The 21,884-nt window shown below is 68.9% G+C and carries 21 protein-coding genes and 5 pseudogenes; 13 read left to right on the forward strand and 13 right to left on the reverse strand.

The window, feature by feature from the left end:
• The first annotated feature begins 39 nt into the window (after positions 1 to 39).
• Together PV963_RS42835 and PV963_RS42840 are read left to right on the forward strand one after the other, a co-directional pair.
• A complete protein-coding gene (locus tag PV963_RS42835; protein ID WP_274821820.1) occupies positions 40 to 2,742 on the forward strand; it encodes an ABC transporter substrate-binding protein in 2,703 nt (900 codons plus the stop codon).
• A 38-nt stretch (positions 2,743 to 2,780) separates the two neighbouring features.
• Positions 2,781 to 3,167 (forward strand): Hsp20/alpha crystallin family protein, encoded by a 387-nt coding sequence (locus PV963_RS42840; protein ID WP_274821821.1) that lies wholly within the window; start codon positions 2,781 to 2,783, stop codon positions 3,165 to 3,167.
• 158 nt (positions 3,168 to 3,325) lie between these two features.
• Here PV963_RS42840 and PV963_RS42845 read toward each other — a convergent pair whose 3' ends face one another.
• Positions 3,326 to 4,381 (reverse strand): hypothetical protein, encoded by a 1,056-nt coding sequence (locus PV963_RS42845; protein WP_274821822.1) that lies wholly within the window; start codon positions 4,379 to 4,381, stop codon positions 3,326 to 3,328.
• A 1,318-nt stretch (positions 4,382 to 5,699) separates the two neighbouring features.
• Between PV963_RS42845 and PV963_RS42850 the strand changes: the two genes are divergently transcribed.
• Positions 5,700 to 5,924 (forward strand): DUF5133 domain-containing protein, encoded by a 225-nt coding sequence (locus tag PV963_RS42850; RefSeq protein WP_274821823.1) that lies wholly within the window; start codon positions 5,700 to 5,702, stop codon positions 5,922 to 5,924.
• 88 nt (positions 5,925 to 6,012) lie between these two features.
• Here PV963_RS42850 and PV963_RS42855 read toward each other — a convergent pair.
• From PV963_RS42855 to PV963_RS42865, 3 genes are all read right to left on the reverse strand, one after another.
• A protein-coding gene (locus PV963_RS42855) for an IS5 family transposase (RefSeq protein WP_425541001.1) occupies positions 6,013 to 6,935 on the reverse strand; the annotation gives its coding sequence in 2 pieces (ribosomal slippage) (positions 6,013 to 6,588 and positions 6,591 to 6,935; 921 coding nt in all).
• 148 nt (positions 6,936 to 7,083) lie between these two features.
• Entirely contained in the window at positions 7,084 to 8,310 is a 1,227-nt protein-coding gene (locus tag PV963_RS42860) for a serine hydrolase domain-containing protein (protein ID WP_425541055.1), read from the reverse strand.
• Between the two features lie 120 nt (positions 8,311 to 8,430).
• On the reverse strand, positions 8,431 to 9,039 hold the full coding sequence (locus PV963_RS42865; RefSeq protein WP_274821826.1) for a hypothetical protein: 609 nt from the start codon (positions 9,037 to 9,039) through the stop codon (positions 8,431 to 8,433).
• 201 nt (positions 9,040 to 9,240) lie between these two features.
• On the opposite strand from PV963_RS42865, the pseudogene PV963_RS42870 reads away from it, so the two are divergent.
• Both PV963_RS42870 and PV963_RS44220 read left to right on the forward strand, forming a co-directional pair.
• A pseudogene (locus PV963_RS42870) lies at positions 9,241 to 9,480 on the forward strand (hypothetical protein); the annotation flags it as partial.
• Positions 9,481 to 9,487: 7 nt separating this feature from the next.
• Positions 9,488 to 9,616: pseudogene (locus PV963_RS44220) on the forward strand (IS5 family transposase); the annotation flags it as partial.
• Here the strand turns inward: PV963_RS44220 and PV963_RS42875 are convergent.
• The 3 genes from PV963_RS42875 to PV963_RS42885 form a co-directional block, all read right to left on the reverse strand.
• Positions 9,600 to 9,890: a hypothetical protein gene (locus PV963_RS42875; protein ID WP_274821827.1), complete on the reverse strand. Its 291-nt coding sequence runs from the start codon at positions 9,888 to 9,890 to the stop codon at positions 9,600 to 9,602. The pseudogene PV963_RS44220 and the gene PV963_RS42875 sit on opposite strands and share 17 nt — an antisense overlap.
• Before the next feature lie 24 nt (positions 9,891 to 9,914).
• Positions 9,915 to 10,130 carry a hypothetical protein gene (locus PV963_RS42880; RefSeq protein ID WP_274821828.1) on the reverse strand — a complete coding sequence of 72 codons (216 nt, stop codon included), beginning with the start codon at positions 10,128 to 10,130 and terminating at the stop codon, positions 9,915 to 9,917.
• A 120-nt stretch (positions 10,131 to 10,250) separates the two neighbouring features.
• Entirely contained in the window at positions 10,251 to 11,267 is a 1,017-nt protein-coding gene (locus tag PV963_RS42885) for a DMT family transporter (protein ID WP_274821829.1), read from the reverse strand.
• A 142-nt stretch (positions 11,268 to 11,409) separates the two neighbouring features.
• On the opposite strand from PV963_RS42885, the gene PV963_RS42890 reads away from it, so the two are divergent.
• The 5 genes from PV963_RS42890 to PV963_RS42910 all read left to right on the forward strand — a co-directional run bounded on the left by PV963_RS42890 (position 11,410) and on the right by PV963_RS42910 (position 14,890).
• On the forward strand, positions 11,410 to 11,862 hold the full coding sequence (locus tag PV963_RS42890; RefSeq protein ID WP_274821830.1) for an Lrp/AsnC family transcriptional regulator: 453 nt from the start codon (positions 11,410 to 11,412) through the stop codon (positions 11,860 to 11,862).
• Between the two features lie 77 nt (positions 11,863 to 11,939).
• Complete coding sequence (locus PV963_RS42895; RefSeq protein ID WP_274821831.1) at positions 11,940 to 12,614, forward strand: ankyrin repeat domain-containing protein; 675 nt, start codon at positions 11,940 to 11,942, stop codon at positions 12,612 to 12,614.
• 582 nt (positions 12,615 to 13,196) lie between these two features.
• Positions 13,197 to 14,006, forward strand: a complete 810-nt coding sequence (locus PV963_RS42900; RefSeq protein ID WP_274821832.1) for a hypothetical protein — start codon at positions 13,197 to 13,199, stop codon at positions 14,004 to 14,006.
• A 228-nt stretch (positions 14,007 to 14,234) separates the two neighbouring features.
• On the forward strand, positions 14,235 to 14,510 hold the full coding sequence (locus tag PV963_RS42905; RefSeq protein WP_274821833.1) for a hypothetical protein: 276 nt from the start codon (positions 14,235 to 14,237) through the stop codon (positions 14,508 to 14,510).
• Complete coding sequence (locus PV963_RS42910) at positions 14,507 to 14,890, forward strand: hypothetical protein (protein WP_274821834.1); 384 nt, start codon at positions 14,507 to 14,509, stop codon at positions 14,888 to 14,890. The genes PV963_RS42905 and PV963_RS42910 overlap by 4 nt, the downstream gene beginning before the upstream one ends.
• A gap of 233 nt (positions 14,891 to 15,123) precedes the next feature.
• Here the strand turns inward: PV963_RS42910 and PV963_RS42915 are convergent, their stop codons facing one another.
• Positions 15,124 to 15,546 carry a DUF350 domain-containing protein gene (locus PV963_RS42915; protein WP_274821835.1) on the reverse strand — a complete coding sequence of 141 codons (423 nt, stop codon included), beginning with the start codon at positions 15,544 to 15,546 and terminating at the stop codon, positions 15,124 to 15,126.
• A gap of 457 nt (positions 15,547 to 16,003) precedes the next feature.
• On the opposite strand from PV963_RS42915, the gene PV963_RS42920 reads away from it, so the two are divergent.
• Positions 16,004 to 16,564: a maleylpyruvate isomerase family mycothiol-dependent enzyme gene (locus PV963_RS42920; RefSeq protein ID WP_274821836.1), complete on the forward strand. Its 561-nt coding sequence runs from the start codon at positions 16,004 to 16,006 to the stop codon at positions 16,562 to 16,564.
• A 105-nt stretch (positions 16,565 to 16,669) separates the two neighbouring features.
• On the opposite strand, the pseudogene PV963_RS42925 reads toward PV963_RS42920, so the two are convergent.
• Positions 16,670 to 17,176: pseudogene (locus PV963_RS42925) on the reverse strand (ATP-binding protein); the annotation flags it as partial.
• Positions 17,140 to 17,916 (reverse strand): annotated as a pseudogene (locus PV963_RS42930) (IS481 family transposase); the annotation flags it as partial. The pseudogenes PV963_RS42930 and PV963_RS42925, both read right to left, overlap by 37 nt.
• 193 nt (positions 17,917 to 18,109) lie before the next feature.
• On the opposite strand from PV963_RS42930, the gene PV963_RS42935 reads away from it, so the two are divergent.
• Positions 18,110 to 18,535: a signal peptidase I gene (locus tag PV963_RS42935; RefSeq protein ID WP_274821837.1), complete on the forward strand. Its 426-nt coding sequence runs from the start codon at positions 18,110 to 18,112 to the stop codon at positions 18,533 to 18,535.
• 249 nt (positions 18,536 to 18,784) lie between these two features.
• Here PV963_RS42935 and PV963_RS42940 read toward each other — a convergent pair.
• Positions 18,785 to 19,078: pseudogene (locus PV963_RS42940) on the reverse strand (transposase); the annotation flags it as partial.
• Between PV963_RS42940 and PV963_RS42945 the strand changes: the two are divergent.
• On the forward strand, positions 19,062 to 19,754 hold the full coding sequence (locus tag PV963_RS42945) for a transposase (protein WP_274821838.1): 693 nt from the start codon (positions 19,062 to 19,064) through the stop codon (positions 19,752 to 19,754). The pseudogene PV963_RS42940 and the gene PV963_RS42945 overlap by 17 nt on opposite strands.
• Before the next feature lie 80 nt (positions 19,755 to 19,834).
• Here PV963_RS42945 and PV963_RS42950 read toward each other — a convergent pair whose 3' ends face one another.
• Together PV963_RS42950 and PV963_RS42955 are read right to left on the reverse strand one after the other, a co-directional pair.
• Positions 19,835 to 20,197: a DUF1330 domain-containing protein gene (locus PV963_RS42950; RefSeq protein ID WP_274821839.1), complete on the reverse strand. Its 363-nt coding sequence runs from the start codon at positions 20,195 to 20,197 to the stop codon at positions 19,835 to 19,837.
• Positions 20,198 to 20,704: 507 nt separating this feature from the next.
• The gene (locus PV963_RS42955; RefSeq protein WP_274821840.1) at positions 20,705 to 21,697 is read right to left on the reverse strand and encodes a phosphotransferase; all 993 of its coding nucleotides are present in this window, start codon (positions 21,695 to 21,697) and stop codon (positions 20,705 to 20,707) included.
• Between the last annotated feature and the right edge of the window lie 187 nt (positions 21,698 to 21,884).

Below are 21,884 nucleotides of genomic sequence, written 5' to 3' on the forward strand. Positions count from 1 at the left end.
CAGGAGTAAAGCGAGCAGTCGGCAACGGGGGCCTTCCGCATGACGTCGTTTCGCGGTGAATCCAACGAGCTCTTCCCCGACCCGGTCAACGCCCGGGCGGAGATCTTCGTCAGTGACTATCCGACCGCCATCACACCGGCCGACCCGGCTCGCCTGGACACCCGGCCGCCCCTGTTCGTCTTCCGCATCGCCACGGGTGGCCCGGCGGGCGAGGAGGGCACGAGGCGCGTCCTGCGGGCGCTGCGCAGGCCGCTGGACGACCGCGGTCCGCTCGTCCCGTACGCGCTCGTGCCCGCCGCCGAGGAGCCGGTGATGCTCACCGAGCAGGCGGGACAGTTGCTGGAGAACGGCACACCGCGGCACATGACACCCGACCGGTATCCGCACTTCGACGTCGTGCGGTCGCTCGTCACCTACATCCGTGACCGTCCCCAGCAGTCGGTCGGCGGGTACGCCGAGGAACTGCGCCGGCACGCCTGCGACCGGCAGCAGGCGGAGCGGCGGGGTCTGCTCGGGCGCCTACCGAGGGCGGCCTCGACCGATGTGTCGCCCGACGGCGGCGACGTCAAGGGCTGGCTGCTGAAAGTCTTCTGGCTGTCGTTCACCTGCCATCTGCCACGCTGGGTCTGGTCCCGCCGGATCTCCCGGAAGGTGATGCGGCGCTGGCTCGGCGGGATGCGGGAGGCAGGCGGGCGTCGCGACCTGTACCAGGTGATGGCCCACGTCGCCGCCACCCAGGCGCCGCGGTTGCGCACGGCGTCGGACGAGCGGCGCCAGGAGCAGGCCCTGCAGACGCTGGAAAAGCTCCTGCTGAGGGCTCTGCTGGAGGATCTGGCCACGCCGAGGACCGGCCGGTACCTGCCCAAACGGCGACGGCGCACGGCCCGGCCCGTGCTCCTCGTCGAGGTGCCGCCACCCGGTGCCGACGGCTCCCGCCGCGCCGAGCGGTTCCTGCGTGTCCTGCACGAGTTGCGTGACACCGCCCCTCGGCCCGGACCGCTCGTCGTCGCCGTCGGCAGACCGGACGACACGCTCATGGCCGAGCTCGGTGCCCGCGAGTCGAGCCTCTCCCACGCCGCCACCGCGCTCGGGTCGCAGGACGGCACCCCGGTGGCCTTCACCTTCGACGAGGCGTCCCTCACCGGGCCGGGGCTGCCCATCGCCCGGGTGGAGCCGCACCGTCGCTTCCGCACCAGCTGGCGCACCACCACCACGCTCCTCGCCGGTACGGCCGTACTCGCCCTGATGGCGGGCGGCGTCGCCGTCGACCGGGTCCGCGACGGCGGCGACTGCGTCGGCGGTACCGCCTCCGTCGCCGCCCAGGCCCGCTCCCGCCCTGTTCCGCTGAACGCCGAAGGCTGGTACACGGGTGCGCTCAAGGCCATCGCCGATCAGAACCGGCGCGCCGAGGCCTACGCCGCGAAGGGCCGGGACGTGCGCACCGTCGTCGCCTTCGTCTCCAGCCCGCCGCGCAGCGAGGACGACATGCGCTTCGACGGGACGATCCCGGAACTGCGCGGCATCGCGATGTGGCAGCAGCAGCTGAACCAGGACGCAGGCTCCGACGAGAACACGGTCCCGTTACGCGTGGACGTGCGGAACACCGGTGAGGCGTACCGCGACGCCGTGGCGGAGGCCCGGAAGCTGGTCGCCGAGGTGCGCGACGAGAAGAACGCCGAGGACCACCAGAAGATCGTCGGCGTCCTGGCGTACGCACAGAGCCGCGCCGAGACGCGCGCGGCCCTCCAGGTGCTCGGCCAGGAGGGCATCCCCACCGTCGGCACGACGGCCACCGCCAACGAGATGCTGGCCGGGAACGCGACCAGGAGCTACTGGCCCTTCACCCCGGACAACGAGCGCGAGGCCCGTATCGAGGCGAACTTCGCCAGTAGCGCCAACATCGTGGCCCGGCGCGACGACAGCGACAGCTGTTCCCCCGCCCGGCGCGCCATCGTCATCCGGAGTTCCGCCGACCTCTACAGCCGCAGCCTCGCCGGCCGCTTCGTGTCGGCGTTCCCCGGCACCACGCGCGTCTTCGACTTCAACCAGGACGGCGACTTCGGCCCGCAGCCGCCGGACGGCGCCCCCACCCTGGCCAGCGCGAGCGTGCTAGCCGAGCAGTTGTGCAAGGCCCTCGCCGAAGAGCCGCAATCCGTCGTGTACTGGTCGGCCCGGGCCAAGGACTTCACCGCCTTCATCAGCGCGATGGACAACCGCGGCACCTGCGTCGACCGCCCGGTCACCGTCCTCGGCGGCAACGAACTCACGAACGTGGCCCAGACCGGCGCCTACGCCGAGCAGAACTGGCTGCGCCTGTACTACTCGGCGCACCGGCTGCCGGACGGGTACGCGTCCCTGAGCGCCGAGACCCGGCAGTTCCTGTCACGGTACGACGCGTTCGTGCGGACCTACGGGGCCGGGGCCGACCCCTGGCGGCAGGACGGCCATTCGGCGGTGTCGTACGACGCCCTCCATGTGCTGTCGGACGCGGTGAACCAGGCCCGGTCGCGCGACGAACGGATCGAGCGCCGCTCGGTGCTGATCACACTTGCCGGCGGCATCACCCCCTTCAACGGGGCCACCGGCTACATCGCCTACGCGCCGGACGTCAACGCGCCCCCCGTGGACAAGACGCTGGTCATCCTGCGCCAGCTGGGTACCCATCCGCAGGCGGTACTGGTGTGTGGGGCGTTCGACATGGGCGAGTCGAGCCGGAAGCAGGGTCCGCCGTGCGTGTCATGACCGGGGTGCTCGCGTGGCTCCGACACCGTTCGGCCTAGGTGCGCGGCCCGCGAGCGGTAGGCGGAGTCACAGGGGGCGCGGCCCTCGCCCCGCTGGCTGACGTCTCCGAGACCGACGAGGCCTACGAGATCGAGGTCGATGTTCCCGGAGTCAAGCGCGACGACATCAACATCGAGATGGCCGAACGGGAGCTGGTCATCAGCGGCGAGTTCAAGGAGCGCGAGCGTACCGGCGTCCTGCGCCGTGGCACCCGGCGCACCGGCCGGTTCGAGTACCGCACCGTCCTGCCCGGCGAGATCAATACCGAAGGTGTCGAGGCGACGCTGAGCGTCAAGGTGCCCAAGGCCGAAGCGGCCAAGCCCCGCCGCATCGAAATCACAGCCGGAGTGCGACCCTCGGCTGGCGAGAGCGGTCCTGGAGCCTGAGGAGAGTCAGGCTCCAGGACCTGCTCATCATGCCCGCGGAGCCTGGGTGAGGGTCACGCTCCAGCTGCCTGCTCAGGATGCCCCCGTGCGCGGCCCGGCCTGCCGGGCGAGGGCTGCCTGCATTCACCCGCCGACCGCAGCACGCTCACCCGCTTGGTTCACTGGGCGGCGCGTGCTTCAGCGGCGGAGATGACCTCCTGGCGCTGGCGGTGGCGCCGCTCGTACTCCAGGACCTGGCGGGCGACGCCGGAGGGGACGTTCTGCAGCTGGGCGGTGATCTTGTCAGGGTTCATGGTGTCGTAACCTTCCCAGGGTTCGCTGCCGCGCAGCTGCTCGATGGCGTCCAGGACTCCGGGCCGGTTGGCGTGGGTGCGTTCGTATCCTTCGATGACCGTCAGGTCCGACTGGGACAGTGAGCGCAGCTGCCGCTTGACGTCGTCGACGCTGAGCTGGCTGAAGCGGGGGATCGGCAGTTCCTGTTCCCGGGTCACCGCTCCCTGGACCTCTTCGGCCATGCGGGTGGCGTCGGGCATCTCCCGCACGGCGCCCTCGGCCGCGCCCCTGGCTCGCCGGCCGCTGCTCTGGGCGACGTCTTGCACTCGGTCGGCCGCGGTCCGCACGGCGCGCGCGGCCGCGTCGGCCAGGCCGCCGCCGTTCTCCACGCGAAAGCCGTTGGCTGCGGCGGCCACGGCCCGTGCGCGATCGGCGACGCTGGCCTCAAGTCTTTCGAGCAGTTCCTGGTCCTGGCGGCGCAGCGCGGCGAGCAGGTCGGCGGTCGCCTGGTCACGGGCCTCTTCGGCGATGCTCTGGCCGGCCCGGCAGGCCGCCAGGGCTCGGGCGGTGACCGCGTACTCGTCTTCGGCATTCCTCAGCAGCCGCCGCTCGTCGTTCGGCCACCGGCCGCGCAGCATCTCCGTCGCGAGCGTGGATCCGATGGCCAGCGGCAGCATGGCGGTGCGCACGGCGCTGCGTGAGATGGACCGCGCGATTTCCAGCGTGTCCCCGACAAGGCCGCTGCGGGGGCGCAGCTCGCGCACCTGATGCTCGATGCGCTGAATGCTGTTCTGGACGTCGTCCACCTGGCGCTCGAGCATCTGCCGGTAGGGGCCGGGCGGCGTGATCGTCACATCCGCCCTGAACCGGTCGATGACCGCCTCATGTGCCTCGCGGGCATCCTCCAACGCCGGTACGAGGGCGTCCGTCATCACTGTCATGGGTGTGCTCCTGGGGGTCAGGCGGCCGGTCCGGCCCGCCGCGCATCTGGAAACGGCTGTCCGCCGACCATTCCCGCGGCCGGGCAACCGGGGTCCATCCTGTGGGACCTTGAGCAAGATTGCGCGGAGGCTGGGCCCGTTCGCGTCCGTACGTCTATGACCGGCTGGACGCCCCCCCCGGGACGCCTGTTGCCCTGTTGGGCCCAAGGCAACGGGCGGGGAAGAGAATATGTTTCCCCTTTTTGAAGCGGCCCTGATCTCGTACGCGGACCGGGGGGCGTCGGTGTGTGTGGGCAGCGTGTGGGCTGAACGGGTGATGACGGCGGTTGTGCTGTGTCGAAATAGCCTCATCACGCGTTGTTCCGGGCGTGAATCCTCGCGTTGATGATGCTGTGCCCTGTGCGGCACCGCTCGGACTTACTGGTTCCCGGCCCGAGCGGGATGATCTGGGCGTCGGCGTCGGCGTCGGCGTCGGCGTCGGGCGTGACGGCGGGTGGAGCCGGGCCGTGATGGTCGCTTACTCAGCGGTGCTTGTTGTGGCTGCTGTGGTGCTTGCCGTTGCGGGCCGACTCGCTTGAGAGATTCAGAGATGCCTGGTCGGGGCAGGCTGGATGGTTGGCGGGGAGCTGGGTTCGAGGCGGGTGTGTGCCTGCGTGATCAGCTGGCCGAGGTGATTGCCTCCCTTCGCCTGCGGACAGCGGTGATGCTGTCGCTGGCCCCCGGCTGTGTGAGTGGAGCCGGTGCCGCCAGGCCGGAGGGCGAGTCATCACCTGGCTCGCAGCCTGGCGGATGAGATGACGCCTTGGCGCGCACGGGCTTGGTGCGAGCGGGGACGCGGCGTGATCGGCAGGCGGGTCAGGCTCGTCCGGGAAGGCCCGCCAGGCCGTATGAGCGCCCCTTCTCCTGCGGTCGCGTCCCCGACGTCCTGAGAGGCTCCCCGGGCCCGCGCGCCACACACCGCTCGGCGCCCCGGGTCCTATCGCGTCATGACATTCCCGGGGGCCGTCGGTCACCGGCCGGTACAACCGCACCAGGGGTGCGGCCCGAGCCGCGGCACGCCGGGGAGGCAGGCGTCGGACCGCCGACACGCTGCACGACGTGTCAGCAGTCCAACGGGGCAAAGCCCGGGCAACGCCACGGCCGCGTCAACATTCCACCCCGCAGGTCATCGGAGCTCCGGGAATTTCCGCCGGCCACCGCAGCCGACAGCCGGCGTGCCCCGCCAAGCCACGGTCTCCAGATGCGGCAGACGCCGACGGCTGCCACCGTATGGGTGAAGGGGCTGGTCCACCCGAGCCACACCGGAAGGAAGCCAGCCATGATCACGGCGCACCCTTCGCTCCTGCTAGAGCTGGTCGAACGATGCGAAACACTCAGGCACCGCCTGGCCGCCGACAACAGCACCGAGACCGCCCGCCAGCTTGAGGACGCGACCTACACACTGTGTGTGATCACCGGTACCCGCCAGCTGGACACAGCACTGTTTGTCGCCCGTCGACAACTGGCCGAGGCCATGAGACGAGAGCAGCCCCTCCGCCACTGACATACCGCACTGGCTGCGCCCCGAGGATGCGCGGCACGGTCCGGACAGCGGCGCCACAATCTCGTGGCAGGCGCCTCAGCCCGCCCCGTCAGTCGGCCTGTCGACCGGTTGCCGCGCGGGCCACGAGTGCCATCACCGGGAAGCATTCGTTGATGGCCACGACCAGCACGGTCGCCTCATAGCGGACGGCGAGCTTGTCGTACCTCGTCGCCACCGCGCGGTGGCGTTTGAGGCGATTGATGCCGCATTCAACCGCGTGGCGTTCTTTGTAGTCGGCCGCGTCGAACTTCGGTGGCCGGCCACCGCGGGAGCCGCGCTTCTTGCGGTTGGCGATCTGGTCGCGCTTCTCTGGGATCGTGCAGCGGATACCACGCTTGCGTAGGTAGGCGCGGTTCGCGCGGGAGCCGTACGCCTTGTCGGCGCGAACCTTGTCCGGCCGGGTACGCGGACGCCCCTGCCCGAGCCTGGGCACCCTGATGCGCCCCAGGACCACCTGGAACTGCGGGGAGTCACCGCGCTGTCCGGCCGTAATCACCAGCGACATCGGCTTCTGGGCCTGCTCGACCGCCAGGTGCAGCTTGGTGGTCAGGCCGCCCCGGGAGCGTCCGAGCCCGTGGTCGTAGGGCTCGGTGAAGACACCACCTGGCGGCTCGACCTGCAGATCCCCTTTTTGCGGGCACCCGCCGCATGCTGGTGGGCGCGGGCGATGGTGGAGTCCACCGAGACGCCCCAGGTGATCAGCCCCTCGGCATCGGCCCGGGCCTGCAGTTGCTCGAAGATGTGATGCCAGGTGCCGTCCCGCTGCCAAAGCCGGAACAGTTCGTACACCGTCTCCCATGGGCCGTACCGCTCGGGCACGTCCCGCCACGGTGCACCGGCGCGGGTGCGCCAGCGTATGCCGTCTATCAGCTGCCGCTTGGTGTGTACCGGTGGTCGTCCGGACTTCTTCCCAACGGGGAGCAGCGGCTCCAGCTTCGCCCACTGCGCATTCGTCAGATCGCGCCTCCCCATGAAGTGGATCTTGACACATCAAGACCCACTTCTAAAGCACGCCCTAGGTGCGTGACGTTGGCCGCGCCCCGAAGGGGCGCGGGGCTGTATAGATATGCGGCTCCACCGCGTGGGCGCGACCAGCCACGACGGCGCCGCAGCGGAGCGCCTACGGCTTCCGGCACACCGCCCGTTCGACCATCCCGTACGTCGCCTTCTCCTGCTCCGCAGAACGCTGCTGGTCCCCGAAACGGGTGGTGAAGACGGCTGCGGCGGCGGAGATGTCACCGTCCGGGGTGACGGCGGCCTCGGAGACGGTACCGAAGGAGGTACCGCCGTGGTACCAGACACCGCTGTCGCAGCCATCGACGGGACGCCAGGCGATGCCGAGCCCGTAGCGGGCCTTGTCGCCGCCGGAGAAGTCGGGCGCCGGCACGGTGGTGCGCATCTGCTCCAGCTGCTCGGCGGGCAGCAACGTGCCGTCCATCAGGGCGCGGAGGAAGGTGTTCATGTCGGTGGTGGTGCTGACAATGCCGCCGTCCGCGCGGCCGTCGACCTGGAGCGTGGTGTCGGTGAGGTCGTCCCGGCCGGGGAACTGGAGGTAGGCGGTGGCGGTGGGCTGGGGGACGTAGGCGGAGGTGCCCAGTGTCAGGGTGTGGCGCAGGCCGAGCGGCTCGATGATCCGTTCGTGGATCTCCTGCTCCCAGGGATGTCCGGTGGCCCGCTCGACGATCATGCCGATCAGGACGTAGTTGGTGTTGGAGTAGGCCCACCGGGTCTCGGCGCCGGGATCCTCCGCGTCCGGCAGCCAGCCCGGAGCACGTGACATGGCCAACGCGACCTGCTGTTCGGGGGTGCGCACCGTGAACCGTTTCGCGCGATAGTTCTCGGGCGTCAGTTCCTCGGGGTCGCTGAACAGGATGTCCGTGTAGTTGGGTAGCCCGCTGGTGTGCTGGAGCAGATTACGGACGGTGACACGGCTTCCGTCGTTGCCGTTGCCGTTCACCACCCCGGGCAGCCACTCCTCGACGGTGTCACCGAGACCCAACTTGCCCTCGGCGACCAGCTGGAGCGCGGCCACGGCCACAAAGGTCTTGGTGTCACTGCCGATCCGGTAATACGTGTCGAAGGGGACCCGCCCACCCCGCGCCAGATCCCGGACACCGGCCCTGGCCTCGCGGTTGCGCCCCCCGGCATCTCGCGCCTGCACGACCAGCCCGGAGGCCCCCGTGCCCACCACCGCGTCCGCGTCCCGCTGCAACCGAGTACCGCCCACCGCCCTGTCGCCGCCACCCTGCGCCCAGGCCCCCGACCCGAGCACGACGGCACCCACGACGGCCGCACCGACCCCGGCCACGACCAGCACGCCCTTCGGTTGGCCCCACTGCTTCCGCATCGTCGTCAACACAGCTCAGACGCTACGGACTGACACCGCACTCGCCCATCCGGCGACCCCGAACCCTGAACCTGGGGGTAACCCCACCCTTGCCGGTGCCAGGCCTCCTACGCTGCCGGATCACGAGCCGGGCCGCACCGACTCTCTAAGTCGCAGAAGCAACGCCCCGACGGCGTAGCACAGTTGGGCGCTACGCGGGTGGGCACCTCGTGCCAGTTCGTCGAGGTCCGACCAGAACCGCCTGCGGCGCTGCGACGGTGCCCCGGCGGCCGGCCGTACGGCCAACTCGACCAGGCGACGCGAGACGGCGGTCACCCGGGACACACCCTGCGCACGAGCAGCGGCCGCCTCGCGTGCCAGGTCGCGGGTGATGCTGCGTATGATCCCGCGGATATGGGAACAGGCGACCGAATAGAGGTCATGCTCCCTTTCGGTGTAGATGCTGATGTACGCCGCTCCATCGCTATAGCCGCCCGAGCCCCTGCGGGCACGCGAGTAGGCCTTGCCCCGCTGCTTCCGCCCCCGTCGAGAATCGGAGCGCAGGCTCCGGGCTGTGTCGCGCACTTCGGCGAGGGCAAGGAAACGGGCATCGCCGGAGGCCACCCCGTAGGCCCGCGCGAGGTCGCGCGCCAGACCACGGACACGCGAACTGAGCTGCTGGGGCCCTGCCGCGTCCAAGTACCGGACGAACGCGTCAACCAGTGCCCGGGAACGCGCACCCTCGTCCATGATCAGCTCCTCGACCTCCGGATGCTCATTGCAGCACAGCGGGCCGGGAGGAGTCTCGCGTAGAACCGGTGGGCCAGGAACACGCCGCCACGGCCGGGACCGCGTTCTGCAACTGATTGTCCCGGGCGCGGAGCCGGGCGTTAGCCTGCCGGGCGGCTCGAGTCGCAGAGACCGCAGAGAACCAGAGAATGGAGCCCCGCCGTGCCCCGAGTCGCTCTCGTCACCTACGACCCCCGGCCGGAGCCCAGTAAGGATGCCGATCTGCCGTTGCTGTTGCGGGCGCTGCGTGAGACGGGGACGGGCGAGGCGGATGCAGTGTATTGGGATGACCCCGATGCGGACTGGGGCGCGTACGACCTTGCGGTGATTCGGTCGACCTGGGACTACATCTGGCGGGCGGCCGAGTTTCTGGCGTGGGCGCAGAAGTGTGCGGCGGCGAGCGGCTGGAGAGCGCCACGCGGTTGAGTGCGGCATCAATCGCCTCAAGCGCCACCGCCCGGTGGCGACGAGGTACGACAAGCTCGCCGTCCGCTATGAGGCGACCGTGCTGGTCGCGGCCATCAACGAATGGCTGTGATCAGCACTTTCGAAACACGCCCTAGGACCCCCTTGACCGCGGCCGGGATGAAGAGGCTGAGCAGGTGGTCTCGGATCCTGTCCTCGTCCTCCAGGTCTGGGCGCAGCAGATCGGACGGGTCGCGGGTGTAGCCGTGGCGGTCGCGCTCCTGGTAAGCCTTCACAGCCAGACTCAGTCGCCAAAGCGTGGCAAGGCTGCGGGCCAGCGCCCCATCCGGATGGAAGTCGATCGCGTCAAGGACATGTTGCCAGCGTGCTGTGCCCTGGCTGCCCACCCGTGATTCCACGAACGTCAGCGCCTAGAGCGGATCGGTCAACTGCCACCGGAACGCCTGCAACGACAGGTTCCCGCTCCAGAGGGCGAGCGCCAGCGCGAGTAACGCGAGGGCGGAGCTCAGGGGGTCGACTTGGCCCACGGACGTGACCGGGATTCCTCGCCACGCCAGCCCGATCGCCAGCAGGAGCAAGACCACACAGCCGAACCCAAATGCCCACCCCCGGCGGTCTGTTCCCATGACCGTATGGTGGCAGATCGCTGTGCCCAGCCGATCTCGCGGACGTCGTCACCCCAAGTAGCCCGGCTCCGGGGCCGTCACACAGCTCCGGCCCCTGTTCGCCAACTGCCGCCGGACAGTTCAGAAAGGGACGATGAGCATGTGGGGCCGTCCCCGGCCCCACATGCTCATATCGGCCGGTCTCGCATGCCCTTCGGTACCTATGCCGCCACCGGGCTGACCGCCTCGTCCGCATCCGGCTTCGCCGTGGCTCCGCGCCCTCGCTCGATCACACCCAGCGCCACCCCGACGATGATGATGGCGCCACCCGCTGCCTGAGCCGGCCGGATCGACTCCCCGTTGATCACGACGGCTCCGATGACGCCGAAGACCGGGACGGTTGAGGATGTTCACGGCGACGCTCGACGCCATCCTGCGCAGTCCGTAGTTGTAGAGCAGGAAGCCGCCGACCGAGCACGCCACGGCCAGATAGACGAGCAGCGACGAGGCGGTAGCGTCCGGCGTCCGCCAGTCGCCGGCCTCCAGCAGGGACGCGAGCAGGAAGCCGGCCGCGCCCGCCAGGGTCTGGTAGTAGGTGACGCCCACGGCGTCCTGGCCGGTGCTCGCGCGCTTGCCGAGCACGTTGTAGCCGGCCCAGGCCAACCCGCCGAGCAGCAGCAGGATGTCGCCCAGCCAGCGCGAACCGCCGCCGACCTGGGCTCCGTTGCGTACGACGAGGAAGGCGCCGACAGTGGCCAGGAGTACCCCCGCCACACGTGGCAGCGGCATCCGGGTGCGGAAGACGACCAGTTCCAGCAGCATCGTCATCAGCGGGTACGTGGCCACGATCAGCGACGCGTCGGAGGCCGTGGACAGATCGACGCCGACGTTCTCCAGGACGAAGTAGACGGTGATGCCGAGGAATCCGCTCAGGTAGAGCTGCCGCCGCTGTCGCGTGTCCGGACGGGCCGGCCGGTGGTGCCGGTTCGTCCTCACCAGCACGTACAGGAGTAAGGCGGCGAGGGTGAACCTGATGGCGCCGATGCTGAGCGGGCCGACATCCTCCAGCACCCGTTTGGTCACCGCGTAGGAACTGCTCCAGAACAGCGCGGCCGCCACAACCGCGCACACCGCCCGTGTGCTTGGTCCTCGTTGCATCCGAAGTCGCCCCTCTCCACTGACCCACCGAACGCACCACGACCGAACAAACGTCAGTCGTTCAAGGGGGACGTTAACAAGATCGTCGAAGGTAGCGGATAGACTCCGAATTACCTTCGGAATCCGGCAGAGTGAGGCAAGCGTGGACGAACTTGATTCGGCGTTGGTACGGATGCTCCAGGAGGATGGTCGGCGCACCAACCGGGAGATGGCCCAGGTGCTCGGTATCGCCCCTTCCACCTGTCTGGAGCGGATCCGATCGCTGCGCCAGCGCGGCATCCTGACGGGATTTCACGCGGAAGCCGACCTCACGGCCATCGGCCGCGGACTGCAGGCCATGATCGCCGTTCGGGTCCGCCCGCCGACGCGTGCGGTGATCGAGGCGTTCCAGGCCTTCCTCGAGCGGATGCCCGAGGTGATCTCGGTCTTCGTCCTCACGGGGAACGACGATTTCCTGGTGCACGTCGCCGTCCGCGACACCGACCATCTGCACGCCGTGGTCCTGGACAAGCTGACGAAGCGTCCGGAACTCGCCGATGTACGGACGTCCGTGGTCTACAGCCACATACACAAGAAGGTGATCGGGCCTGTATGACGCCACCGCGGACCGTGGGCCTCTGGCAGCAGCCCTGGTGATCTGGCCCGCACATGATCGCCCCTACACTCGGTGACGTGGTTGATGAACACGTGGCGCACTGGGACGGGGTCACTCGCCGGTCATCGCTCAAGGACAAGTACGCGGCACTGCGCGACAGGCTTGCCGACGCCGCCCGGGACGGGGACTGGCGAACCGTTTTCGAGGTCCTCGACGAGAATCCCGACTGGACCAACTCGGCGCGTCTGGAGGGCAGGAGTGGCTACGCCCCGCTGCACCAGGCCGCGTGGCACGGTGCCTCCGCCGAGACGGTCGAGCGTCTGTTGAGGCAAGGCGCCTGGCGCACGCTGAGGGCGGCTGACGGGACTCGCGCTGTGGACATCGCCGAGCGGCGCGGTCACCGGCACCTCACGGGGCTGCTGCGTCCGGAAACCAGGCACTTCGTGCCGCCGGACGTACTCGCCCGCCTGCAGCAGCACCTGCACCGCCTGATCCAGCACCGAGCGGGCCTCGAGGACGGCTCGGATCTGGCCACTCAGCAGGGCATGCGCCTGCCGGAGGTCGAGGTGCTGACCGAACTCGACCACCCTGCTTGCTGGTTCCCCGTCCCGGGCATGTACGGGGGCTTCAAGATCGTGATGCGTGAGCGTGAGCTGACCGTGGACAGCTGGATTCGCGTCGTCGGTGGCTCCGAGCGGACGGATCGGATCGCGGCCGACGGGGTGCACCTGCAGGAGGGCTGGCTGCTGTGACGGCGCGGCCTCGCCCGACGTGAGCGGGGCGTGGCGCGACACGGCCGGCGTCAGGCGTCGATCAGCTCCTGGACCGCGCTGGTCCACAGCTTCAATTCCTCGCGGGTCTGGTCGGCGAGGACGGCGCTGCGCTCCAACGCCGCCGCGGTTGCCTCCGCGCGACGGTCACCGGTGCGGTACAGGTCGCGGATCGTGCTCGCCCCCGCCCGGTAGTCGGCGCGGCCGACGCCCGGTCATGGAAGTCGCCGGCGTCCCGCACGAGCTATCCGCTGGACATCCCGCCGCAGCGCGCAGATCGCCGCCTGCCTCACCGCCCTGGAGCGCGAGTACGTCACCGCCACCGACGACGACGGCAACCTCAAGTTCGCACCCGAGGTCTCCGAGCGCGCACGGGCGCGACTGAACTGGATAGCCGCCCGCAAGACCCGCCCCGACGAGCCGCGGCCGCGCTCCCTGGCGCAGCTGCGCGGGGACTGGCAGGCGAGTGCGCGCGCGTTCCTCGCCGACGCCGCCGACCTCATCGACTCCCTCCTCGAGCGCGCCCGCGGCGCAGCCCGCGCGGTCCGGGCCCGACTCGCCGCCGTGGTCGACGTCGGTCTGGCGGCCGTTGCCGTCACCGCCACGGTGTTCGTGATGAACACCGGCGGCTGCTTCCACCGCCGCCACCTGCTCGCCGAAGCCAGACGCCACCTCGCCCTCGTCCGGCGGGGCCGCCGCCGCGAGCCCGGCCTGGACAACCGGGTCGTGAACGAAGCGCTCGCCGCGCACTGCACCGACATCACCGAGGCCCGCACCGAGCGCGGCGAGGAACCCGGCTACCGCCTCTACACCGCCCGCTGGGCACCCACCGCCCCGCCGCCATACCGGACACCGGCCGCCGCGCCACGGCAGGACCGGAAGCCGGCCGCCGGTCCGGCCGCGCCCTTCCTGCCGCTTCAGCCGGGGGAGTGGGACATCCCGCGCGTGCCGCTGCTCCACGACCGCGCCGTCATCGCCGCCCGCGTCCTCACCGCCCGGCTGCGCACCGCACGCCGCACCGACCGCCCCCTGTACGGCCCGGCCGCGCACCCGTCGACCGCGCCGCACAAGCAGTTGCTCCTCTTCGTCCAGGAGCAGCCGCCCACGGCGGCCCGCCCGGCGGTCGACCTCGCGGCCCTGCGCACCGACCTGGAGGCCCTGGAGCTGACCGCCGACCAGATCCGCCGGACAGGCACGGCGTTCGCCACCGTCGGAGACGAGGCGCGCCGACGGGTGCGCAAGCCTGCGCACCCGAACCCGGAGCCTGCGCACCAGGGCCCGGACGGTGCGCCGCGTGCACACCAGCGAGACGAGCAGAGTGCGCACCGCCCGTACCAGCCGCGCACCGGCCAGGGCCCCGGCGCGCCCGGATGATGCGCACCGTTCAGCGCGCACTGACCGCGCCGGGCGGAGCCGCGATTGCGCACCAGGTACGCACCGGTCCCGGGAAACGCCGCGAGCGTCCGTTCCAGGTGCTCGGTGCGCATCGTCTTCAGGGCGTCGACGGTGTCCTCGCCTTCCTGCTGAAGGACGTCTTCGGTGAGCCGGATCACTTGCCACAACCAGGACCGCCGCCAGTATCAGGCCCATACTCTGACCGGCATGAGTGACGGCATCGCGTGGATAGGCGCACACCACCACACCCCTCCATCGGCCGTGCCCGGCATGCTCGGCGGCATCTCGCTGACCCTGGCCCGAGGCGTGGAAACGGCCGAGTTCCTCATCAACCTGGGTGCCGACCTCGACGAGCTGGCCGCGCGCACCTTGTGCAGGGAGCTGCGCGCACCGGCCGGGCAGCCGGGCCAGCCCTCCCCTCAGCTCAATCGCGCCATGTACGGCACGTGCGGTGAGTGGACGTGCTGGAGGACTGGGGCATGACAACCTGGGCGACCGGCTACCACGGCAAGGTCGAGTCGATGCTTCCCTGCGAGGGCGAGGAGATCCTCTGCCTGACCGTCAACCGTTTCAGCCCCCCGGCCGTGATCATCCATGCGCCCGATGCCTGCGCGTACCGGGCTGACTTCGGCACCGACACCGGGCAGGGCTCGGCCCTGGATGCCGCCCTCAGCGCCGCGGGCGCGGTGTTCCCGTCAATGCCTGAGGCCAGTGAGGCCGAAGTCGTCGCGTACTTCGAGGAGTATGGCGAGCGCCTGCCCGAGCTGATGTTCACCGCCGTGGGCGCCTACACGGGCGTGGCCATCGACCAGGACGCCGTGAAGGCCGGTGACCTTCCCGGCGTCCTCATCGCCCCGGCCTGACCGTCTGCCGCGCACATGAGACCGGCCCCCACCTTGATCGCAGGGTGGGAGCCACTGCCGTTGAGTCCAGGGGTGTTACGCCTTCTACTGGCCACACCGCTGCCTGGCCGCGAAGGCCCAGGTCATGGTTGCTCTCAGGGCATCAGATGGCATACACGCTGCAACCGCTTCCTCCGTGGAGCAGGAACCCTCCACGGCGTGTGGTGGTGGGCCGTCTCGCAGGGACAGTGGCTTCAGGCGATGGACGCCGAAATGATGGCGGAAACAGCGAGGTTGCAGGACGCCGTCACCCAGACCGCAGGATGAGGCTCTGCCTCGACCAGTGTCGCACCCAGGCGCCCTGGCGTGATCAGGTCCACCACCAGGAACGCCACGGCCATCATCACCAGCCCGAGCAGCCCGAACGCCGCGGTCGAGACCAGTCCCTTGCCGAAGTCCTCGTACGTCGTCCAGATGGACGTGAACACGATGCCACCGATACCGAGCAGTGCGGAGCTGAGCACCATGGCGGCGTTGCGATTGCGCTGTTCCCAGATCTGCCGGCCGAGCTTTCCAGGCGTCAGCACGTCGACCAGGACGATGCCGAGGACCAGCAGGACCAGTCCCAGGCCGCCGTATGCGGTGGCTCGCCCGAGTCCGTTGACGATGTCGCTCATGAGGTTGCCGACTCCGTAGTGTGAGAGATCGTGAGTGATCGCGGTCAAGGAGAGGCAAAAGGTAGCGCACAGGTTCCGCCTACTGATCGGCGCCCGGGTCTCTGGTTGCGTAAGCGGGAGCGAGCAACGTTTGCCGATGGTTCTGGGTAGCACTTAGCGATCAGACGACTCCGAAACGTCGATGAGAACCGGCAACGCTGGGCAACCGCTGGTGAGCTTGGCGTGCCAACTGCGGTAGCTGCCGGTGCGCGTGCGATCCGGGGTCAGGCGCCGGAGAAAAGATCGCCCATTGGCGATGACTTTGCTCCGGAGCAAGAGTCTCCTTCGGAAACGCCCCTGCCGGACGTTCACTGTTCGGGCCGGGGGCGACGCAGATCACGATCCTTGACAGGAGTCCAGCCCATATGACTGATCCGGCACTGACAGCAGACGCGCTCGCGAGACCGGGGTCAGGTCCTTGATCCGCACCGAGCGAGCGGCGCTGACGGCTGATCTCGCAGATCTGACGGACGAGCAGTGGGCAACGCCGTCGCTCTGCGCTGGTTTGACGGTGCGTGAGGTGCTGGCGCACCTGACCGCGGGCGCGAGCCTCAACGCCATCAGCTGGCTGGCGGGTGTGATCCGCTGCCGGTTCGACTTCGACAAGCAGGTGGCCATGCGGCTGGCCGAGCAACTCGGCCAGACCCCGGGCGAGACCCTTGAACGTTTCCGGCGCATGACGATCGTGCACGGAGAAGACATTCGGCGCCCGCTGGGCATCCGCCGCGACTACCCGATCGAGGTCGTCACGCAGGCGGCCGAGTACTACCAGGGATCAGACCTCGTGGTCGTAGCCAAAGGACGCATCGGTGGCCTGAGACTTGTAGCGGATGACGGTCCGTTCACGACCGGTTCCGGGTCTCTCGTGTCCGGCCGCACCTTGACCCTGGTAATGGCCATGACTGGGCGCGCGACGTACTGCGACGATCTCGAAGGTGACGGTGTGGAACTCCTCCGCAGTCGCTGCGGGACAGCGTGACACGATGTCGTTGGCATCCAGGCTGGCCCCGGACCAGTGTCGGCGTGGTCCGGGGCTGACCCGACGTGAATGGTCATCGTCGGGTGACGATGGGAATTTGGCAGGTCAGCCCGCGGTAGTCTCCTGTGCTGGGGCTGCCCTGGTGCTGGCGAACCGGTAGGACTCCGTGCCGGTGTCGATGATGTTCCCACCGAAGGCGAGACGGTCGACGATGGCTGCGCAGAGCTGCGGATCTGTGAACGTTTTCGTCCACCCGCCGAACGACTCGTTGGAGGCAATGGCGACGCTGTTCTTCTCTTCGCGTTCCGTCAGCACCTGGAACAGCAGCTCAGCGCCCCTGCGGTCCAGCTCCATATAGCCGAGTTCATCAATGCAGAGCAGATCGACACGCCCGTAGCGGGCGATGGTCTTGGTCAGGATCTTCTCGTCCGCGGCCTCAACCAGCTTGTTGACCAGTTTGGTGGCGAGTGTGTAGCGGACCCGGAAGCCGGCCATGGCGGCCTCGGTCCCGAGTGCGATCAGCAGGTGCGACTTGCCGGTGCCGGAGTCGCCGATCAGGCAGAGCCGCAGGCCCTTCTTGACCCATTCGCAGGACGCCAAGGTGTGGTCCAGCGGGGGCTGATGCCCAGGTCGTGGCAGGTCTGGCGCCAGGTGTTCTTGGTGTAGGCCCAGGCGTTGTCCGTTAGCACCCGTTCGACGGTGATGCCCTGTTCGGCGAACCAGGTGGTGGCGCGGGTGAGGAAGCCTGCGCAGGTCGGGGCGGTCTCGTCGGGCAGGTCTTCCGTATAGGCCAGGCGGGAGTGGTCGTCCAGGGCGGTGTGCAGGTAGGCGTTTCCGGCGCCGTTGCGGCGGTCCTTGTTCGGGCTGCCGACGGCGCGGCCCAGCACCTTGTGGCCGCCGCCGTCAGGGATACGGCCGAGTTTCTTGACTTCGATGTGGATCAGTTCGCCGGGCCGGGTGCGTTCGTAGCGGCGGACGGGTTCGCTGATGGCCCGGTCGGTGGCTGCCAGGGCGGGCAGGTGGTGACGGCGCAGTATGCGGTGGGCGGTGGAAGCGGCGATGCCGCATCGGGCGGCCAGCCGGACAGGGCCGATGCGGTGCTCGCAGCGCAGGCGGACGACCTGCTGTTCGACCGTGGCCGGGGTGCGCAAGGGCTGGTGGTGCGGGCGGCTGGAGCGGTCCTGCATGCCCGCTGTGCCGTGCAGCCGGTAGCGGCCTGCCCAGCGGGCCGCGGTGGTGTGGCTGACCTGGAAGCGTTCCGCCGCTCGTCGTAGCGGCCAGCCGTCCTCGACGACACACCGGGCCAGACGCAGCCTGCCGGTCGCAGTCAGCGGAGCATTACGGTGGAACAACGAGGGCCTCCTGGATGCCGGTTGTAGATGTCGCAATCCACACCGAACCCAGAGGCCCTCGCCCCGTTCAAGGACCGCTCAAGGCGTGTCGCCCGTCACCAACGTCCCCGGACAGCACACCTAGGGCCTGTTGCGAAAGTGGCGGTAGTTGCTCGTGTGAGTGCTGATACGGTCGACTGCTACCTTCCGGGCCATGACCGACAGCGTGTATGTGGGCAATGCGGGCAGGGACGCGGCACTGGACCGGGGGTGGCTGCTGGGGCATTTCAAGGACGCCTCCGATCCTCGACATAGCAAGGCCGTGGAGATCAAATGGGGCGTCCACCCGCAGGGCGATGAGCGGGCTCAGTGGGTGACCGGCGAAGAGCGCACCGCCCTGCTGGTCCTCATCAGCGGACGCTTCCGGGTGGAACTGCCCGGCCGCAGTGTTGTCCTGGCCCAGCAGGGGGATTACGTCGTGTGGGGCCGAGGCGTCGATCACTCCTGGTTCGCGGAGGAGGAGTCCGTGGTACTGACGGTGCGCTGGCCCTCGGTCCCCGGCTACAAGGTGATCGAGGACGATTCCGTAGCTGGTCATAGCCATTCGTTCAGGACCGCGACCAGCACCGTTGCCTCGTAGCGGACGGCCAATTTGTCGTAGCGTGTGGCCACCGCGCGGTGGCGCTGGAGGCGATTGATCCCGTGTTCGACCGCGTGGCGTTCGCGGTAGTCGGTTTCGTCGAACTTCGGCGGCCGACCGCCGCGAGAGCCGAGCTTCTTGCGATTGCGGATCCGGTCGCCGGGACGGGGATCGTTGCCTTGATTCCGAGTCGACGAGGTAGGCGCGGTTCTTGCGGGAGTCGTACGCTTTGTCGGCCCGCACCCGGTTCGGGCGCTTGCGCGGCCGTCCCAGACAGAGCCGGGGTACCCGGATTGCTTCCAGGACCGGCTCGAACTGCGGGGAATCTCCGCGTTGTCCGGCCGCGATCACGATGGACAATGGCTCCTGGCCCTGCTCGACAGCGAGGTGGATCTTGCTGGTCAACCCACCTCGGGAGCGTCCGAGCTCGTGGTCGGCCGGCTCGGTGGTGACGCCACCGGGCGGCTCCTTCTGAAGGTCCCCCTTTTGCGCCGCCCCGGCGGCGTGCTGGTGGGCGCGGCAGACAGTGGAGTCGACGTTCATTGCTCGGCGGCCGGCGGCACCCCGGCCCAGCCAGCTGGACACCTACAAGCCCTATTTGGAGACGCGCTGGGTTGAGGGCCACACCAATGCCGTTCACCTGCACGCAGAGCTGAAAGAGCTTGGCTACCGCGGCAACTACCAGACCATCAGCGACTACCTGCGGCCAGGGCGCCGGCGCCGCATCCGCGTCGTCGGGTCTGCGCCACCCGGATTCCGGCAAGCCACTGGGTGGATCATGCGCCATCCCGACCGCCTCTCGGAGAGCGAGAGCAAACAGCTGACCGATACCCTCGCCCGTTGCCCGGAACTCGCGGCGGCCGACCGTCTCGTTCGCAACTTCGGCGAGATCCTCTCCACCCGCACAGGCCAGCACCTGAAGGACTGGGTCATCAGCGCGCGAGCCGAGAATCTTCCCGGCCTCCACTCCTTCCGCACAGGCCAGCACCTGAAGGACTGGGTCATCAGCGCGCGAGCCGAGAATCTTCCCGGCCTCCACTCCTTCGCCTCCGGCCTGGGGAAGGACTGGGACGTCGTCGTCCAGGGCCTGACCACCCCCTGGAACTCCGGTCCCGTCGAAGGCCGGGTCAACCACATCAAAATGGTCAAGCGCCAGATGTTCGGCCGCGCCAAACTCCCGCTCCTCCGCAAACGGGTACTACTCACGGCCGTCCGATGACTGTGCTGCTCAGACTGTGACTGAGTGGGGAAAGACAACGAGCGCGAAGTATCTCGGCACCCGAGGAGGCGGCGGCAGGACTACGTGGTCGACTGGCCCGCTCGGCCGGCTTCTGCTCGCAACGTGCGAGCTCGCTCGGCAGGGTCGTACTTCGGCCCGACGCCCTCGATCAGCAGCAGGTCGCCCTTGATGTGATCGGTACGCAAACTCAGGATGGCCCGGTAGGCGGGAGAGTCGTACCAGGCACGGGCTTCGGCAAGGCTGGGGAACTCGATCAGCACCATGCTGCCGGGCCACGTACCCTCTACGACTTCGGCCGGCGGGCCGTGGATGACGAAGCGGCCTGCGAAGGGGTCGAGGGTCGCCTGGATGCGCTCCAGGTACTCGATGATGTCGGAGTGATTCCGGCGGCTGCGGAGATGAGCGAAGCCGTAAGCGGACACCACGCGGCTCCTTCGTTTCGGGGGTGTTGGCGATGACCAGAACGTAGCTGAGGATGGTTGAGCGGTGCGATTACCCCTGGGGTAATCGCACCGCCATATCGAAGGCACGTGCCAAGGCCACCGCCCCACCGTTCGCCTCACGGAATGTGTGCCAGATCCCCGTTCTCGCGTGCACAGCCACGAGGGCGACCAGAGCCGGTGGGACTGGTCCGGCGACAGCCCTTGATCACCCGCACTCGGTCGGGTGAAGATACCGCCGCGGCGGAACCCTCCCGAGGCGCACGTCAGCAGGCCGGACCTGGTCGTCGTCGACGTCGCCTTCTCTGAACTACGAAGTGATCAGCAAGCGGGCTGATCGTCCAAGCGTCGCCGACCCGATGCCATCCTGGCCGACGGCGCCTACGACTCCGCCGCCTTCCGCGAGTGGCTGCACTCCAAACGGATCGAGCCGATCACCCCGCAGCGCGGACGCAAGAAGTTGGCGGCGCCTTGCCCAGCGTTCCCCACTTACGCCTTGAGCCAAGTGGCCCAGGTCGGCATGGCCTTAAGCATCATGGCCATCGCCTTCACCGACTCCCTGAGTGTCTGAGCGAAGCCAGCCTGGTACTCCGGACTCCCGCCCCGGTGGCCGCAGGCCATCCACAGCTGCCAAGCCGCCGCTCCCACGCGTCCGGCGAACATACCGGTGAACGCTGACTCATCGACCGCCCCGACTGCCCCTCCCGCAGCGACATACCCGGAGAGGCACGCTTCGACGACACGGCGCTCGGGCACATCCAACCCGCGGCCGAAGCCGGCGAGACCGAAAGCGGTGAAGACCAGCTCCCACCACGGGTCCTGCGCCCCAGCGGCATCAAAGTCCAACAGCACCGGTCCACCGGAGCCGGTCAGAACGTTCTGGTGCCGGATGTCGCGATGCATGACCAACTTGGATCGCCACAACTCCTGCTGATCTTCGACCATGGCCTCGGCCTGCTCCACCGACAGCTTGAAGATGCGGACATGCTCGGCACTGAGGACCTCGAGGCGTTCGGCCTGAGCAAACCACTCCCCCCACTCTCCCTGGGAGTACGACCGATAGTCGCCATCGACGGTCGGGTCGGCTGGAATCGCACACCGCGCAAGGTCAGCGACGAGCCCGCCAGCCCATGCCGCCAACGGTTCGGACGCCGGCGCGGTCGGATGCGCGCCCTCGACGAAGCGCACCGCACGGGCGTAGACACCGTCCCCGATCGGTCGCCACAGACCCGCTTCGCCCAGAGTCGTCGACTGCGGCTCGGGCATCGCGACACCGATCTCCCACGCGGCGGCTTCAAGCGCCCCTGCCTGAGCAGCCATGGGCAGCCAGAAGTCACCCCAGGGCTGGGCGATCTTCACCACCCATGAGCCGGAGTCAGTAACGACCTTCCACACCGGGTTCTGCTCGTCATCCTTGAGCAGCAGCGGGGCACCCAGCAACTGCCCCAACCCGAGCCGCTCGGCCGCCTGTGCCAGGTTCATAGCCAGTCATTCAACCCGCCCGTCACCCCAGCGGCAACCGATTTAGGTGCCCTGCCCAACAATTCCAGAACTCCACAACTTGAAACCATTTCTCAGGGTTCAATAACGTTACTGGCGCGAGCGGCAATCTATGGGTATCTGATAGGTCGCTGTGGTGTTTGGCGCGTCAGTCCGTACGTGATCTGTC

Source organism: Streptomyces coeruleorubidus (genome assembly GCF_028885415.1).
In the GTDB taxonomy this organism is placed as follows: Bacteria; Actinomycetota; Actinomycetes; order Streptomycetales; family Streptomycetaceae; genus Streptomyces; species Streptomyces coeruleorubidus_A.

What these genes read in the sequence shown, in the direction of transcription:
- PV963_RS42860 (WP_425541055.1), bottom strand. Translation starts at nt 8,310, where the DNA reads ATGCGGAAGCAGTGGGGCCAACCGAAGGGCGTGCTGGTCGTGGCCGGG.
- PV963_RS42865 (WP_274821826.1), bottom strand. Translation starts at nt 9,039, where the DNA reads ATGGACGAGGGTGCGCGTTCCCGGGCACTGGTTGACGCGTTCGTCCGG.
- PV963_RS42880 (WP_274821828.1), bottom strand. Translation starts at nt 10,130, where the DNA reads ATGGGAACAGACCGCCGGGGGTGGGCATTTGGGTTCGGCTGTGTGGTC.
- PV963_RS42885 (WP_274821829.1), bottom strand. Translation starts at nt 11,267, where the DNA reads ATGCAACGAGGACCAAGCACACGGGCGGTGTGCGCGGTTGTGGCGGCC.
- PV963_RS42935 (WP_274821837.1), top strand. Translation starts at nt 18,110, where the DNA reads ATGACCGACAGCGTGTATGTGGGCAATGCGGGCAGGGACGCGGCACTG.
- PV963_RS42910 (WP_274821834.1), top strand. Translation starts at nt 14,507, where the DNA reads ATGACAACCTGGGCGACCGGCTACCACGGCAAGGTCGAGTCGATGCTT.
- PV963_RS42905 (WP_274821833.1), top strand. Translation starts at nt 14,235, where the DNA reads ATGAGTGACGGCATCGCGTGGATAGGCGCACACCACCACACCCCTCCA.
- PV963_RS42835 (WP_274821820.1), top strand. Translation starts at nt 40, where the DNA reads ATGACGTCGTTTCGCGGTGAATCCAACGAGCTCTTCCCCGACCCGGTC.
- PV963_RS42955 (WP_274821840.1), bottom strand. Translation starts at nt 21,697, where the DNA reads ATGAACCTGGCACAGGCGGCCGAGCGGCTCGGGTTGGGGCAGTTGCTG.
- PV963_RS42915 (WP_274821835.1), bottom strand. Translation starts at nt 15,546, where the DNA reads ATGAGCGACATCGTCAACGGACTCGGGCGAGCCACCGCATACGGCGGC.
- PV963_RS42850 (WP_274821823.1), top strand. Translation starts at nt 5,700, where the DNA reads ATGATCACGGCGCACCCTTCGCTCCTGCTAGAGCTGGTCGAACGATGC.
- PV963_RS42845 (WP_274821822.1), bottom strand. Translation starts at nt 4,381, where the DNA reads ATGACAGTGATGACGGACGCCCTCGTACCGGCGTTGGAGGATGCCCGC.